Consider the following 14,444-nt stretch of genomic DNA (forward strand, 5'->3'; position numbering starts at 1 on the left):
GGAGGTGCCGCTGGAAGAGCCGGTCGCCACTCGATTGAGCACTCGGACGAGCGGCTCCGTATTCACGTGTCGAACAGGGAACGGACCGGTCGGGAGGCGGATCCCGAAGAGTCCCGGCAGTCTGGAATGACTCGAAAAAACGCACGTACTTACGGGGGTAGGCTCGACAACGGCCGGGGCGCCCAGTGCACCGGCAATTCGACATGTGTGACATGTGGAGAGGAGCCCTGACCCAGGGTGAGCACCAAGCCGACCACCACAGACCTCGAGTGGACCGCATTGGACCAGCGGGCTGTCGACACCGCCCGCGTCCTGGCCGCCGATGCCGTACAGAAGGTCGGAAACGGCCATCCCGGTACGGCCATGAGCCTCGCGCCCGTCGCGTACACCCTCTTCCAGAAGGTGATGCGGCATGACCCGGCGGACCCCGACTGGGTGGGGCGTGACCGCTTCGTGCTGTCCGCGGGCCACTCGTCCCTGACCCTCTACACCCAGCTCTACCTCGCCGGGTTCGGCCTGGAGCTGGCGGACCTCGAGGCCTTCCGGACGTGGGGCAGCAGGACGCCGGGCCACCCGGAGTACGGGCACACCCCCGGGGTGGAGACCACGACCGGTCCCCTCGGACAGGGTGTCGCCAACGCCGTGGGCATGGCGATGGCCTCCCGTTACGAGCGCGGCCTGTTCGACCCGGAGACCGCGCAGGGCGAGTCCCCGTTCGACCACTTCGTCTACGCCATCGCCGGTGACGGCTGCCTCCAGGAGGGCATCTCCGCGGAGGCGTCCTCGATGGCCGGGCACCAGCGGCTGGGCAACCTGATCCTGCTGTGGGACGACAACCACATCTCGATCGAGGGCGACACGGAGACCGCTGTCTCCGAGGACACCGTCAAGCGCTACGAGGCGTACGGCTGGCACGTCCAGCGGGTCGCCCCGAAGCCGGACGGCGACCTCGACCCGAACGCCCTCTACGACGCCATCGAGGCCGCGAAGAAGGTGACGGACCGGCCGTCGTTCATCGCGATGCGCTCGATCATCGCCTGGCCCGCGCCGAACGCGCAGAACACCGAGGCCGCGCACGGCTCGGCGCTCGGCGACGACGAGGTCGCGGCCACCAAGCGCGTCCTCGGCTTCGACCCGGACAAGTCCTTCGAGGTCGCCGACGAGGTCCTCGCGCACACGCGCCAGGCGCTCGACCGCGGCCGTGAGGCCCGTGCCGAGTGGGAGAAGGGCTTCGCCGCCTGGCGCACCGCCAGCCCGGAGCGCGCGGCCGAGTACGACCGCATCGCCGCGACCGAGCTGCCCGCCGGCTGGGAGGAGCACCTCCCCTCGTTCGAGACGGGCAAGAGCGTCGCCACCCGCGCCGCGTCCGGCAAGGTGCTGCAGGCGCTCGGCCCGGTCATCCCCGAACTGTGGGGCGGCTCCGCCGACCTGGCCGGCTCGAACAACACCACGATCGACAAGACCAGCTCGTTCCTCCCGGCGGACAACCCGCTCCCGGAGGCCGACCCGTACGGCCGCACGATCCACTTCGGCATCCGCGAGCACTCCATGGCCGCGGAGATGAACGGCATCACGCTGCACGGCAACACGCGTGTCTACGGCGGCACCTTCCTGGTGTTCTCCGACTACATGCGCAACGCGGTCCGCCTGTCGGCCCTGATGCACCTGCCGGTGACGTACGTGTGGACGCACGACTCGATCGGCCTCGGCGAGGACGGCCCGACGCACCAGCCGGTCGAGCACCTCGCCTCGCTGCGCGCCATCCCGGGCCTGAACGTCGTCCGTCCCGCGGACGCGAACGAGACCACGATCGCCTGGCGCGAGATCCTCAAGCGCTACACGAAGGTGTACGGCAAGGGTGCCCCGCACGGCCTCGCGCTGACCCGTCAGGGTGTGCCGACCTACGACGCGAACGAGGACGCCGCCAAGGGCGGGTACGTGCTGTTCGAGGCCGAGGGCGGCACGCCGGAGGTCATCCTCATCGGCACCGGCTCCGAGGTGCATGTGGCCGTCGAGGCGCGTGAGCGTCTCCAGGCAGCGGGCGTTCCCACGCGGGTCGTGTCCATGCCCTGCGTGGAGTGGTTCGACGAGCAGGACCAGGGGTACCGGGACAGCGTCCTGCCGCCGTCGGTGAAGGCGCGTGTCTCGGTGGAGGCCGGTATCGGTCTCACCTGGCACCGCTTCGTCGGGGACGCCGGACGGATTGTTTCGCTGGAGCACTTCGGCGCTTCGGCGGACGCCAAGACGCTGTTCGCCGAGTTCGGCTTCACTGCCGAGCACGTCGCCGACGCCGCCCGTGAATCGATCGCAGCAGCAGCCCAGCGCTGACGCCGACATACGACACGTAGGAGATGCAATTTCCATGACAGACGCACTCAAGCGCCTCTCCGAGGAGGGCGTCGCGATCTGGCTGGACGACCTGTCCCGCAAGCGGATCACGTCCGGCAACCTCGCGGAACTGATCGACCAGCAGCACGTCGTGGGCGTCACCACCAACCCGTCGATCTTCCAGAAGGCGATCTCCCAGGGCGACGGCTACGACCAGCAGCTGTCCGACCTCGCGGCCCGCAGGGTGACCGTCGAGGAGGCCATCCGCATGATCACGACGGCGGACGTCCGGGACGCCGCCGACATCCTGCGGCCCGTCTTCGACGCGACGGGCGGCCAGGACGGCCGGGTCTCGATCGAGGTCGACCCGCGCCTGGCGCACGACACCCACGCGACCGTCGCCGAGGCCAAGCAGCTCGCCTGGCTGGTGGACCGTCCCAACACCCTGATCAAGATCCCGGCCACCAGGGCGGGTCTGCCGGCGATCACCGAGGTCATCGGCCTCGGCATCAGCGTCAACGTCACGCTGATCTTCTCGCTGGAGCGCTACCGCGAGGTCATGGACGCCTACCTGGCCGGTCTGGAGAAGGCCAAGGAGCGCGGCCTGGACCTGTCGAAGATCCACTCCGTGGCGTCCTTCTTCGTGTCCCGTGTGGACACCGAGATCGACAAGCGGCTCGACGCCCTCGGCACCCCCGAGGCGAAGGCCGCCCGCGGCAAGGCGGCCCTGGCGAACGCCCGGCTCGCCTACGAGGCGTACGAGTCGGTCTTCTCCTCGGACCGCTGGGCCGCCCTGGACAAGTCGCAGGCCAACAAGCAGCGTCCGCTGTGGGCCTCGACGGGCGTCAAGGACCCGGCGTACAAGGACACCCTGTACGTCGACGAGCTGGTCGCGCCCAACACCGTGAACACCATGCCGGAGGCCACGCTGGAGGCCACCGACGACCACGGCCGGATCACCGGCAACACCGTCGCCGGTACGTACGACCAGTCCCGTGCCGAGATCGACGCCGTCGAGAAGCTCGGGATCGCCTACGACGACGTGGTCCAGCTCCTCGAGGACGAGGGCGTCGAGAAGTTCGAGGCGGCCTGGAACGACCTGCTCAAGTCGACCGAGGCGGAACTCAAGCGCCTCGCCCCTTCGGAGGGCTGAAACCTTGTCGAGCAGCAACCCGCTGCGTGACCCCGCAGACCGACGGCTCCCGCGTATCGCGGGGCCGTCGGGCCTGGTCATCTTCGGCGTCACGGGCGATTTGTCACGTAAAAAGCTGATGCCCGCGGTCTACGACCTCGCCAACCGGGGTCTGCTGCCGCCGGGCTTCTCCCTCGTCGGCTTCGCCCGGCGCGAGTGGGCCGACGAGGACTTCGCGCAAGAGGTCCACGACGCGGTCAAGGAGCATGCGCGCACGCCGTTCCGCGAGGAGGTCTGGCAGCAGCTCGTGCAGGGCATGCGCTTCGTCCAGGGCACCTTCGACGACGACGAGGCCTTCGAGCGGCTGCGCTCCACCATCGACGAGCTGGACAAGGCACAGGGCACCGGCGGCAATTTCGCCTTCTACCTGTCGGTGCCGCCGTCCGCGTTCCCGGTGGTCATCAAGCAGCTGAAGAAGCACAAGCTGGCCGACCAGGCGAACGGCTCCTGGCGCCGCGCGGTCATCGAGAAGCCCTTCGGTCACGACCTCGCGTCGGCCGAGGAGCTCAACGCGATCGTGCACGAGGTCTTCGCCCCGGACCAGGTCTTCCGTATCGACCACTACCTCGGCAAGGAGACCGTCCAGAACATCCTGGCGCTCCGCTTCGCCAACACGATGTTCGAGCCGATCTGGAACCGGTCCTTCGTCGACCACGTGCAGATCACCATGGCCGAGGACATCGGCATCGGCGGCCGCGCCGGCTACTACGACGGCATCGGCGCCGCCCGTGACGTCATCCAGAACCACCTCCTCCAGCTGATGGCGCTGACCGCCATGGAGGAGCCCTCCTCCTTCGACGCCGACGCGCTCGCCGCGGAGAAGACCAAGGTGCTCGGCGCCGCCAAGCTGCCCAAGGACCTCGGCAAGGACACGGTCCGCGGTCAGTACGCGGCGGGCTGGCAGGGCGGCGAGAAGGTCGTCGGCTACCTCCAGGAAGACGGCATCGACCCCAAGTCGAAGACCGACACGTTCGCCGCGATCAAGGTCGAGGTGGACAACCGCCGCTGGGCCGGCGTCCCCTTCTACCTGCGCACCGGCAAGCGGCTCGGCCGGCGCGTCACCGAGATCGCGGTCGTCTTCCAGCGCGCCCCGCACTCCCCCTTCGACCACACGGCGACCGAGGAGCTGGGCCAGAACGCGATCGTCTTCCGCGTCCAGCCCGACGAGGGCGTCACGGTCCGCTTCGGCTCCAAGGTCCCCGGCACGTCGATGGAGATCCGGGACGTCTCGATGGACTTCGCCTACGGCGAGTCGTTCACCGAGTCCAGCCCCGAGGCGTACGAGCGGCTGATCCTCGACGTCCTGCTCGGTGACTCGAACCTCTTCCCGCGCACCGAGGAGGTCGAGCTGTCCTGGAAGATCCTCGACCCGATCGAGCAGTACTGGGACAAGCACGGCAAGCCCGCGCAGTACGCGTCGGGCACCTGGGGTCCCGTCGAGGCCGACGAAATGCTCGAGCGAGACGGACGGAGCTGGCGTCGCCCATGAAGATCGATCTCACGGACACCACGGCCAGCAAGATCAACAAAGCGCTCGTGCAGGGCCGCCGCGAAATCGGCGCCCCCGCCGTCGGCATGGTGCTCACCCTCGTCATCGTCACCGACGAGGAGAACGCCTACGACGCCCTGAGGGCCGCCAACGACGCCTCGCGCGAGCACCCTTCGCGCATCCTCGTGGTCATCAAGCGCGTCTCCCGTTCGCCCCGGGACCGCACGAAGTCGCGCCTCGACGCCGAGGTACGGCTCGGAGCGGAGGCCGGTACCGGCGAGACGGTGGTGCTGCGCCTGTACGGCGAGGTCCTCAACCACGCCCAGTCGGTCGTGCTGCCGCTGCTGCTGCCGGACGCGCCCGTCGTCGCCTGGTGGCCGGTGAACGCGCCGCTCGATCCGGCGAAGGACCCGCTCGGCGCGCTCGCGCAGCGCCGCGTGACCGACACCTACGCCGCGGAGTCGCCGGTCCGGGAGCTCAACGCCCGCGCCGACGCCTACGCCCCCGGCGACACCGACCTGTCCTGGACCCGCATCACGCCCTGGCGTTCGATGCTGGCCGCGGCCCTGGACCAGGTCGTGTGCGACGTGTCCGCGGTCGAGGTGGAGGGCGAGGAGTTCAACCCGAGCTGCGAGCTGCTGGCGATGTGGCTCGCGGACCGGCTCGACGTCCCCGTCAAGCGCTCGCTGTCGGCCGGCCCGGGTCTCACCGCGGTGCGGATGGACACGAGCTGCGGCCCGATCGTCCTGGACCGGGCCGACGGCTCTCTCGCCACCCTCTCCATCGAGGGCCAGCCCGACCGTGCGGTGGCGCTCAAGCGCCGCGAGACGGCCGAGCTGATGGCGGAGGAACTGCGCCGCCTCGATCCGGACGACACCTACGCCTCGGCGCTGCGCTACGGCGTGGACCGGCTGAACGCGGAGGCCGCGGCCGCCGAGGAGGCCTCCTCGGGCGGTACGGCCACGGCCACGAAGACGGCTCCGGCCGCCAAGAAGTCCACGGCGGCCCCGGCGGCGAAGAAGACCGCCTCGTCGTCCACGGCCAAGAAGGCGACGTCGGGCTCCGCGGCGAAGAAGTCCACCGCCAAGAAGGCCCCGGCGAAGAAGGCGGCCGCCGAGTGAACACCCCGCAGCTCGTCGTCCACCGAGACAAGGAACTGATGGCCCAGGCCGCGGCGGCCCGGCTGATCACGAAGATCGTGGACGCGCAGGCCTCGCGCGGATACGCCTCGATCGTGCTCACCGGCGGACGCAACGGCAACGGCCTCCTCGCCGCGCTCGCCTCCCAGCCCGCCCGGGACGCCGTGGACTGGGGACGCCTCGACCTGTGGTGGGGCGACGAGCGCTACCTCCCCGAGGGCGACCCCGACCGCAATGACACGCAGGCCCGCGCGGCCCTCCTCGACGCGGTCCCGCTGGATGCGGCACGGGTCCACCCGATGCCCACGTCCGACGGTCCCCACGGGGACGACGTCGAGGCGGCGGCGGAGGCGTACGCGGCCGAGCTGGCCAAGGCCGCGGGGCCCGAGAACCACGGCACGGTGCCGGAGTTCGACGTCCTGATGCTGGGTGTCGGCCCGGACACCCACGTCGCCTCGCTCTTCCCGGAGCTGCCCGCGGTGCGGGAGACGGAGCGGATGGTGGTCGGTGTGCACGGCGCGCCCAAGCCGCCCCCGACCCGCATCTCGCTGACCCTGCCCGCGATCCGCTCCGCCCGCGAGGTGTGGCTGCTCGCGGCGGGCGAGGACAAGGCGGAGGCGGCCGCCATCGCCCTGTCCGGCGCGGGTGAGATCCAGGCTCCGGCGGCGGGCGCCCAGGGCCGCTCCCGCACCCTGTGGCTGCTGGACGCGGCGGCGGCCTCCCAGCTGCCGCGCTCCCTGTACCCGCCGGCCTCCCCCTGACCGGTACGAACGCCGAACGCCGGAGAGGCCGAACGTCCAGGCTTCTCCGGCGTTCGGCGTTCCGGTGTCCGGCGTCACCTCCCGCCGGGCCGTTGGCCGTACGGATGCGGGTCGGTGCCGGAGTACGGGCAGCGGGCGGACTCCCACCGCCCGCTTCCCGCGTCCTCCTCATGCAGCCCGTGGGCTCAACGCCCCCGCAGCTCCCGGTACGTGGCGACCAGCGCCTGGGTCGACTCGTCCAGCCCCGGGACCTCGGTGCCGTCGGTGAGGGCGGGTTCGATGCGTTTGGCGAGGACCTTGCCGAGTTCGACGCCCCACTGGTCGAAGGAGTCGATGTTCCAGACCGCGCCCTGGACGAACACCTTGTGCTCGTACAGGGCGATCAACTGGCCCAGCACGGACGGCGTCAGCTCGGCCGCCAGGATCGTGGTGGTGGGATGGTCACCGCGGAACGTCTTGTGTGCGACCAGTTCCTCCGGGACCCCTTCGGCACGGACCTCGTCGGGCGTCTTGCCGAACGCGAGGGCCTGCGTCTGGGCGAAGAAGTTCGCCATCAGCAGGTCGTGCTGCGCCTTGAGCGTCTCACTCAGCTCACCCACCGGGTTCGCGAACCCGATGAAGTCCGCCGGGATCAGCTTCGTGCCCTGATGGATCAACTGGTAGTAGGCGTGCTGCCCGTTGGTGCCCGGCGTCCCCCACACCACCGGACCCGTCTGCCACTCCACCGGCCGGCCCTCACGGTCGACCGACTTGCCGTTGGACTCCATGTCCAGCTGCTGCAGATACGCCGTGAACCTGGACAGGTAGTGCGAGTACGGCAGCACCGCGTGCGACTGCGCGTCGTGGAAGTTCCCGTACCAGATCCCCAACAGGCCCATCAGCAACGGCGCGTTCGCCTCCGCCGGAGCCGTACGGAAATGCTCGTCGACCAGACGGAACCCGTCCAGCACCTCCCGGAACCGGTCCGGACCGATCGCGATCATCAGCGACAGGCCGATCGCCGAGTCGAAGGAGTACCGGCCCCCGACCCAGTCCCAGAACTCGAACATGTTCGCCGTGTCGATCCCGAAGTCCGCGACCTTGCCGCTGTTCGTCGACAACGCCACGAAATGCCGGGCGACCGCCTCCGAACCCGCCTTCAGACCCTCCAGCAGCCACGCACGCGCGGACGTCGCGTTCGTAATCGTCTCGATCGTCGTGAACGTCTTCGACGCGATCACGAACAGCGTCTCCGCCGGGTCCAGGCCCTGCAACGCCTCGTGCAGGTCCGCGCCGTCCACGTTCGACACGAACCGCACCGTCAGCCCGCGGTCGGTGAACGGGCGCAGCACCTCGTAGGCCATCGCCGGGCCCAGATCCGAGCCGCCGATCCCGATGTTCACCACATTGCGGATCGGTCGCCCGGTGTGACCGGTCCACTCACCCGAGCGCACCCGCGACGCGAACGCGGCCATCTTGTCCAGCACCGCGTGCACCCCGGGCACCACGTTTTCGCCGTCGACCTCCACGACCGCGTCGGCCCGCGCCCGCAACGCGGTGTGCAGCACCGCCCGGTCCTCCGTCGTGTTGATCTTCTCGCCCCGGAACATCGCGTCCCGCAACCCGAACACGTCGGTGGCGGTCGCCAGTTCCTGGAGCAGGGCGAGCGTCTCGTCCGTGATCAGGTGCTTGGAGTAGTCGATGTGCAGATCGCCGACCCGGAGCGTGTAGCCGGAGCCGCGCCCGGGGTCGGCGGCGAACAGGTCCCGCAGGTGGGTGTCCGCGAGGTCCTCGCGGTGCTTGGCGAGAGCGGTCCACTCGGGTGTCTGGTTGAGCCGGGTACGGCTGTCTGCGTTCATCTGGGACTTCCGCCTTCTTTCCTGCGTATGCGCTTGCCTGCCTTGCCCCGCTGCCGGTTCCAACCTAATTGATCAGGACTGGACACGAGCTGACGTCACGCCGTCCTCCGGCTCAACAACAGATACGTCCCGCTGGACCGCGGGTATCAGCGAGACGACGGCGAAGGCGAAGAGGGCGGCGGCGAACAGGGCCAGCCCGTTCAGTCCGCAGACCGTCGCGGCGGCGCCTCCGAGCAGGGCACCGAGCGGAGCACCGGAGGTCGAGGCGGTGCGGAACGCCGAGCTGACGCGCCCCGCCATGGTGGCCGGGCTCCGCTGCTGCATCAGCGTGACCTGGTTGACGTTCCACACCATGTTCATCAGGCCCAGCAGCAGCATGGCCACGACGAGGGCGTCCAGCCGGCGGACCGTGCCCATGACCACGAGCGAGAGCGTCTGCACCGATCCGCCCAGCAGGAGGGTGCGGGCCCGTCCGAAGCGGCGGGCGAGACGCTGGGCGACGAAGCCGCCGCAGAGGCTGCCCGCCGAGAACGCCGTCATCGCCGTGGCGTATCCCGCGTTCCCCGCGTGCAGCCAGCGCGTCACGTGCAGGACCAGGGTGCCGATGAGCGCGCCCATGCCGATGTTGCACAGCAGCGTGGCCGTGCAGATCGCCCGGAGGACCCGGTCGTCCCACAGGGTGCGCAGCCCCTCGCCCACCTCCTTGCGCAGCGTGCTGCCGCTCGGCCGTGGCGCCCGCTCGGGCCCCTGGACGCGCAGGGAGGCGACCAGCGCGGCCGCGAGCAGGTAGGAGGTGGCGTCGGCCGCGAACGGCAGGGCGGCTCCCGCGGTCAGCAGCAGTGGCACCAGGGGGCTCGCGAGGAGACCGCCGGCGAGCTGCTGCCCGGTCATCAGCCGCGCGTTCGCGCTGCCGAGCGCCGCACGGTCCACCAGGGAGGGCAGCAGAGCGGTGGACGCGTTGTCGAAGAGGGTCTGAAGGGTCGTCAGGGTGAAGGCGAGGGCGACGAGCAGCCCGATCGACGCGTGTCCGAGTCCGACGGCCAGGGCGAAACAGGCGACCAGTCCGCCGCGGACGGTGTCGACGGCCCACATGGCGCGACGCTGGTCCACCCGGTCGGCGAGCGCTCCACCGAGCAGTCCGAACAGCAGCCACGGCAGATAGCCGCAGGCCGTGACGGAGGCGATGACGAGCGGATCGTCGCTGAGCCCGACTGCGATGAGCGGCAGCGCGGCCGTACGCAGGGCGTCCCCGAAACGCGACACCACGGCCGCGCTCCACAGCCGCCCGAATCCCCCGCGCCACGCGGGGGCCCCGGCTCCCGTCATCTCCCCCGTCGCCACAACGCCCCCTCAGGTCCGGCCACTTCACGAACCGTAGAGGGCGGCACTGACAACCGGGTCCCACCAGGGGATTCGGGCACGGCGAGAGCCGGCGACGGGGCGGGGCCCCGGTCGGCGGGGCCGTCGGAAGACGGCTCCGGCCAGGCACCTGGGTGCCCGGCCGGTGGTGAACTTCTAGATCTCGCCCCGCAGTTTGGCGAGCGCCTCGGCGAGGATCGCCTCGCCGTCCGCGTCGCTGCGCCGCTCCCGTACGTACGCGAGGTGCGTCTTGTACGGCTCGGTGCGCGGCGGGTCCGGCGGATTGTCCCGGTCCTGTCCGGCGGGGAAGCCGCAGCGCGGGCAGTCCCAGGTGTCGGGGACCTGCGCGTCGCTGGCGAAGCTGGGCTGCGTCTCGTGCCCGTTGGAGCACCAGAAGGAGATGCGCAGCCGCGGCGCGGACTCGCCGCGCTCGGCCTCGCCCATCGGCCCCGCCCCGACCCGGCTTCCTCGGATCGCGTTGCCACTTGCCACGGTCGTAACTCCCTGCGTGATGGTGCCGCGAAACGAGTCGGCGTGACGCTTCGCTGCGAGCGCCTCAGTCTACGTAAGGCCCAACGCGCGTCCAGTGATTGGCGTTACATCCCCACCCCTAGACGCAAGCCCCATGATAGGCGGCGCTCGGGGGCGCGTACCGGACATGGGGCCTTACGTGCGGAATGTGCTTGCGTTATGTGCAGTTGTGCTGCGTACCGTTGTCGGCGGGCGATCAGTTGTTGATCTTCATGAGGACGCCGAGCACGACGATGCACGCGAACCAGAGCACGCCGAGCACCACGGTGATGCGGTCGAGGTTGCGCTCGGCGACCGAGGAACCACCGACGGACGACTGCATGCCGCCACCGAACATGTCGGAGAGGCCGCCGCCCTTTCCCTTGTGCATCAGCACGAGCAGCATCAGCAGCAGGCTGAAGACGATCAGGGCGATCGAGAACCCCAAAACCACGGCTGGACCAACTTCCTCGGAACTGGATGGACGACGGGGGCCCGGTGCCGGGGCACCAGACCCCCGCAAGGGTACGACGAATCGCCGCTACCGCATACTTACTGGTCGCGGAACCGGGCGATCTTGACGAACTCGTCGGCGTCGAGCGACGCGCCACCGACCAGAGCGCCGTCGATGTCGGGCTTCGCCATGATCTCGGCGACGTTCCCGGACTTCACCGAGCCGCCGTACTGGATGCGGACCTTGTCGGCCAGCTCCTGGGAGTACAGCTCGGCCAGCTTGGCGCGGATCGCGGCGCAGACCTCCTGGGCGTCGTCGGCGCCGCAGACCTTGCCCGTGCCGATGGCCCAGACGGGCTCGTAGGCGATCACGACGGACTCGGCCTGCTCGGCCGGGAGGTCCTTGAGACCGCCCTCGACCTGCGACAGCGTGTGGGCGACGTGGTTGCCCGCCTCGCGGACGTCCAGCTCCTCGCCGACGCACAGGATCGGGGTCAGGCCGTGCTTGTACGCGGCCTTGACCTTGGCGTTGACGATCTCGTCGGTCTCGGCGTGGTACTGGCGGCGCTCCGAGTGGCCGATGGCCACGTAGGTGCACTTGAGCTTGGCCAGCATCGAGCCGGAGATCTCACCGGTGTAGGCACCGGAGTCGTGCGCCGAGATGTCCTGGGCGCCGTACTTGATCTTGAGCTTATCGCCGTCGACCAGGGTCTGCACGGAGCGCAGGTCGGTGAAGGGCGGCAGGACGGCGACCTCGCAGGCCTCGTAGTCCTTGTCCGCCAGGGCGAAGGCGAGCTTCTGGACGTGCGCGATGGCCTCGAGGTGGTTGAGGTTCATCTTCCAGTTGCCCGCCATCAGCGGCGTGCGCGTGCTCATGTAGGTCAGTCCTCCAGTGCGGCGAGGCCGGGGAGCGTCTTGCCCTCGAGGTATTCGAGGGAGGCGCCGCCACCGGTCGAGATGTGGCCGAATGCGTTTTCGTCGAAACCGAGGGTGCGCACCGCGGCGGCGGAGTCTCCGCCGCCGACGACGGTGAAGCCCTTGGAGTCGACGAGGGCCTGGGCGACCGCCTTGGTGCCCTCGGCGTAGTCGGGGTGCTCGAAGACGCCCATGGGACCGTTCCAGAACACGGTCTCGGCGTCGGCGAGCTTGGCTGCGTAGAGGGCGCCGGTCTTCGGGCCGATGTCCAGGCCGAGCTGTCCGGCGGGCATCTTGTCCGCGTCGACGACGGTGTGCTCGGTGGACGCCTTGGCCTTGAGGTCCGGGAATCCGGGGGCGACGACGACGTCGACCGGGAGCACCAGCTCGACGCCCGTCTTCTCGGCGCGCTCCATGTACTCGGTGACGGCCGGGATCTGGTCCTCCTGCAGCAGGGAGGTGCCGACCTCGTAGCCCTTGGCCTTGAGGAAGGTGAAGGCCATGCCGCCGCCGATCAGGATGCGGTCGGCCTTGCCGAGGAGCTGGTCGATGACGGCGAGCTTGTCGGAGACCTTGGAGCCGCCGAGCGCGACGACGTACGGCCGCGCGACGTCCTCGGTGAGCTTCTTCAGCACGCCGACCTCGGTGGCGATGAGGTAGCCGGCGTAGTGCGGCAGGCGCGCCGGGAGGTCGTACACGGAGGCGTGCTTGCGGTGCACGGCGCCGAAGCCGTCACCCACGTAGACGTCGGCCAGGGCCGCGAGCCGGTCGGCGAACTCGCCGCGCTCGGTGTCGTCCTTGGACGTCTCGCCGGGGTTGAAACGGAGGTTCTCGATGACCGCGACCTGGCCGGGCTCCAGGCCGTTCACGGCGTCGTGGGCGGCGGGGCCGACCGTGTCCTGCGCGAACGCCACGGGGGCGCCCAGGAGTTCACCGAGGCGCTCGGCGGGCTGCAGGAGGGAGAAGGCCGGGTCCGGGGCGCCCTTGGGGCGGCCAAGGTGGGAGGCCACGATCACCTTGGCGCCCGCGTCGGCGAGCGCCTTGACGGTGGGCAGGACGGCGCGGATGCGGCCGTCGTCGGTGATGAGTCCGTCGGCCAGCGGCACGTTGAGGTCGGCGCGGACGAAGACCCGCTTTCCGTCCACGCCCTCGGCGAGAAGTTCGTCGATCGTCTTCATGAAAGGTCTCCTAGGAAGGCTCTTCGGATCCGGGAGGGCGGATCGATCAGTACGTGGCACAGGGCCCGGACAGCGCGGCTCTGCGCTGCCCGGGCCCTGTCTCACATCGAGGTGCCTGCTCCGGGACTTAGAGCTGGCCGCCGACGAAGACCGTGAGGTCGACGAGGCGGTTGGAGTAGCCCCACTCGTTGTCGTACCAGCCGAGGATCTTCACCGAGTTGCCCTCCTGGACCATGGTCAGGGAGGAGTCGAAGGTGCAGGAGGCCGGGTCGCCGACGATGTCCGAGGAGACGATCGGGTCCTCGGTGTACGCCAGGTAGCCCTTGAGGTCGCCGTCCTCGGAGGCCTTCTTGAACGCGGCGTTGACCTCGTCCTTGGTGACCTCGCGCTGGAGGGTCACGACGAGGTCGGTGGCCGAGCCCGTGGGGACCGGGACGCGCATCGCGATGCCGTCCAGCTTGCCCTTGAGCTGCGGGAGGACCAGGGCGGTGGCCTTCGCGGCACCGGTCGTGGTCGGGATGATGTTCTCGGCGGCGGCGCGGGCGCGGCGCAGGTCCGAGTGCGGGAAGTCCAGGATGCGCTGGTCGTTCGTGTACGCGTGGACCGTCGTCATCAGGCCCTTGACGATGCCGAAGTTCTCGTCGAGAACCTTGGCCATCGGCGCCACACAGTTGGTGGTGCAGGAGGCGTTGGAGATGATGTTGTGCTTCGACGCGTCGTACTTGTCCTGGTTGACGCCCATCACGATGGTGATGTCCTCGTCCTTGGCCGGAGCCGAGATGAGGACCTTCTTGGCGCCGCCGGCGATGTGCTTCTCGGCGTCGGCCTTCTTCGTGAAGATGCCCGTCGACTCGATGACGATGTCGACACCGAGGTCGCCCCACGGGATGTCCGCGGGGTTGCGCTCGGACAGGACCTTGATGGTGTGGCCGTCCACGGTGATCGTGTCGGCGGTGTGCGACACCTCGGCCTTGAGGCGGCCCAGGATGGTGTCGTACTTGAGCAGGTGAGCGGTGGTCGCGGTGTCACCCAGGTCGTTGACAGCCACGATCTCGATGTCAGCACCCTGCTCCAGCAGCGCGCGGAAGTAGTTACGACCGATGCGGCCAAAGCCGTTGATGCCTACGCGGATCGTCACGAACCGATCTCCTCGTTAGGTACGCGCCGACTCTGATGTCGGCGAGTTGTATGGGATGTCCCCGACCGCCTACGACCCTACCTCCCTGAGGCCCACGGAGTGACATCGAGTAGGGCCATACACGGCAGGGCGGTCCGTACCCGC

At 69.6% G+C, this 14,444-nt stretch carries 12 protein-coding genes; 5 read left to right on the top strand and 7 right to left on the bottom strand.

All coding sequences use genetic code 11. From position 1 onward, the window contains the following. Positions 1 to 237 precede the first annotated feature (237 nt). The 5 genes from tkt to pgl are packed head-to-tail and all read left to right on the top strand — an operon-like array spanning position 238 to position 6,909. Positions 238 to 2,328 carry a transketolase gene (gene tkt / locus B0675_RS35930; RefSeq protein WP_081223775.1) on the top strand — a complete coding sequence of 697 codons (2,091 nt, stop codon included), beginning with the start codon at positions 238 to 240 and terminating at the stop codon, positions 2,326 to 2,328. Between the two features lie 34 nt (positions 2,329 to 2,362). After that, a complete protein-coding gene (gene tal / locus B0675_RS35935; RefSeq protein WP_081223776.1) occupies positions 2,363 to 3,481 on the top strand; it encodes a transaldolase in 1,119 nt (372 codons plus the stop codon). Between the two features lie 4 nt (positions 3,482 to 3,485). Next, positions 3,486 to 5,009: a glucose-6-phosphate dehydrogenase gene (gene zwf, locus B0675_RS35940; protein ID WP_081223777.1), complete on the top strand. Its 1,524-nt coding sequence runs from the start codon at positions 3,486 to 3,488 to the stop codon at positions 5,007 to 5,009. After that, the gene (opcA, locus tag B0675_RS35945; RefSeq protein ID WP_081223778.1) at positions 5,006 to 6,130 is read left to right on the top strand and encodes a glucose-6-phosphate dehydrogenase assembly protein OpcA; all 1,125 of its coding nucleotides are present in this window, start codon (positions 5,006 to 5,008) and stop codon (positions 6,128 to 6,130) included. The genes zwf and opcA overlap by 4 nt, the downstream gene beginning before the upstream one ends. Beyond that, positions 6,127 to 6,909 carry a 6-phosphogluconolactonase gene (gene pgl, locus B0675_RS35950; RefSeq protein WP_081223779.1) on the top strand — a complete coding sequence of 261 codons (783 nt, stop codon included), beginning with the start codon at positions 6,127 to 6,129 and terminating at the stop codon, positions 6,907 to 6,909. Before opcA ends, pgl begins: the two co-directional genes overlap by 4 nt. Before the next feature lie 185 nt (positions 6,910 to 7,094). Here pgl and pgi read toward each other — a convergent pair whose 3' ends face one another. The 7 genes from pgi to gap form a co-directional block, all read right to left on the bottom strand. Then, on the bottom strand, positions 7,095 to 8,747 hold the full coding sequence (gene pgi / locus B0675_RS35955) for a glucose-6-phosphate isomerase (RefSeq protein WP_081223780.1): 1,653 nt from the start codon (positions 8,745 to 8,747) through the stop codon (positions 7,095 to 7,097). 72 nt (positions 8,748 to 8,819) lie between these two features. Beyond that, entirely contained in the window at positions 8,820 to 10,013 is a 1,194-nt protein-coding gene (locus tag B0675_RS35960) for an MFS transporter (RefSeq protein WP_241540084.1), read from the bottom strand. Positions 10,014 to 10,262: 249 nt separating this feature from the next. Then, positions 10,263 to 10,598, bottom strand: coding sequence for an RNA polymerase-binding protein RbpA (locus B0675_RS35965; RefSeq protein WP_003957010.1), 336 nt, complete (start codon positions 10,596 to 10,598; stop codon positions 10,263 to 10,265). Between the two features lie 235 nt (positions 10,599 to 10,833). Then, the gene (gene secG, locus B0675_RS35970; RefSeq protein WP_107482916.1) at positions 10,834 to 11,070 is read right to left on the bottom strand and encodes a preprotein translocase subunit SecG; all 237 of its coding nucleotides are present in this window, start codon (positions 11,068 to 11,070) and stop codon (positions 10,834 to 10,836) included. Positions 11,071 to 11,168: 98 nt separating this feature from the next. Continuing rightward, positions 11,169 to 11,945 (bottom strand): triose-phosphate isomerase, encoded by a 777-nt coding sequence (gene tpiA / locus B0675_RS35975; protein WP_081223782.1) that lies wholly within the window; start codon positions 11,943 to 11,945, stop codon positions 11,169 to 11,171. Positions 11,946 to 11,950: 5 nt separating this feature from the next. Then, positions 11,951 to 13,162, bottom strand: a complete 1,212-nt coding sequence (locus B0675_RS35980) for a phosphoglycerate kinase (RefSeq protein WP_081223783.1) — start codon at positions 13,160 to 13,162, stop codon at positions 11,951 to 11,953. 127 nt (positions 13,163 to 13,289) lie between these two features. Continuing rightward, positions 13,290 to 14,300 carry a type I glyceraldehyde-3-phosphate dehydrogenase gene (gap, locus tag B0675_RS35985; RefSeq protein WP_081223784.1) on the bottom strand — a complete coding sequence of 337 codons (1,011 nt, stop codon included), beginning with the start codon at positions 14,298 to 14,300 and terminating at the stop codon, positions 13,290 to 13,292. Between the last annotated feature and the right edge of the window lie 144 nt (positions 14,301 to 14,444).

This window comes from Streptomyces sp. M41(2017), from assembly GCF_002078175.1.
GTDB lineage: Bacteria > Actinomycetota > Actinomycetes > Streptomycetales > Streptomycetaceae > Streptomyces.

Coding starts and splice junctions, on each gene's coding strand:
- pgi (WP_081223780.1), bottom strand. CDS start 8,747: ATGAACGCAGACAGCCGTACCCGGCTCAACCAGACACCCGAGTGGACC.
- opcA (WP_081223778.1), top strand. CDS start 5,006: ATGAAGATCGATCTCACGGACACCACGGCCAGCAAGATCAACAAAGCG.
- tal (WP_081223776.1), top strand. CDS start 2,363: ATGACAGACGCACTCAAGCGCCTCTCCGAGGAGGGCGTCGCGATCTGG.
- tpiA (WP_081223782.1), bottom strand. CDS start 11,945: ATGAGCACGCGCACGCCGCTGATGGCGGGCAACTGGAAGATGAACCTC.
- B0675_RS35980 (WP_081223783.1), bottom strand. CDS start 13,162: ATGAAGACGATCGACGAACTTCTCGCCGAGGGCGTGGACGGAAAGCGG.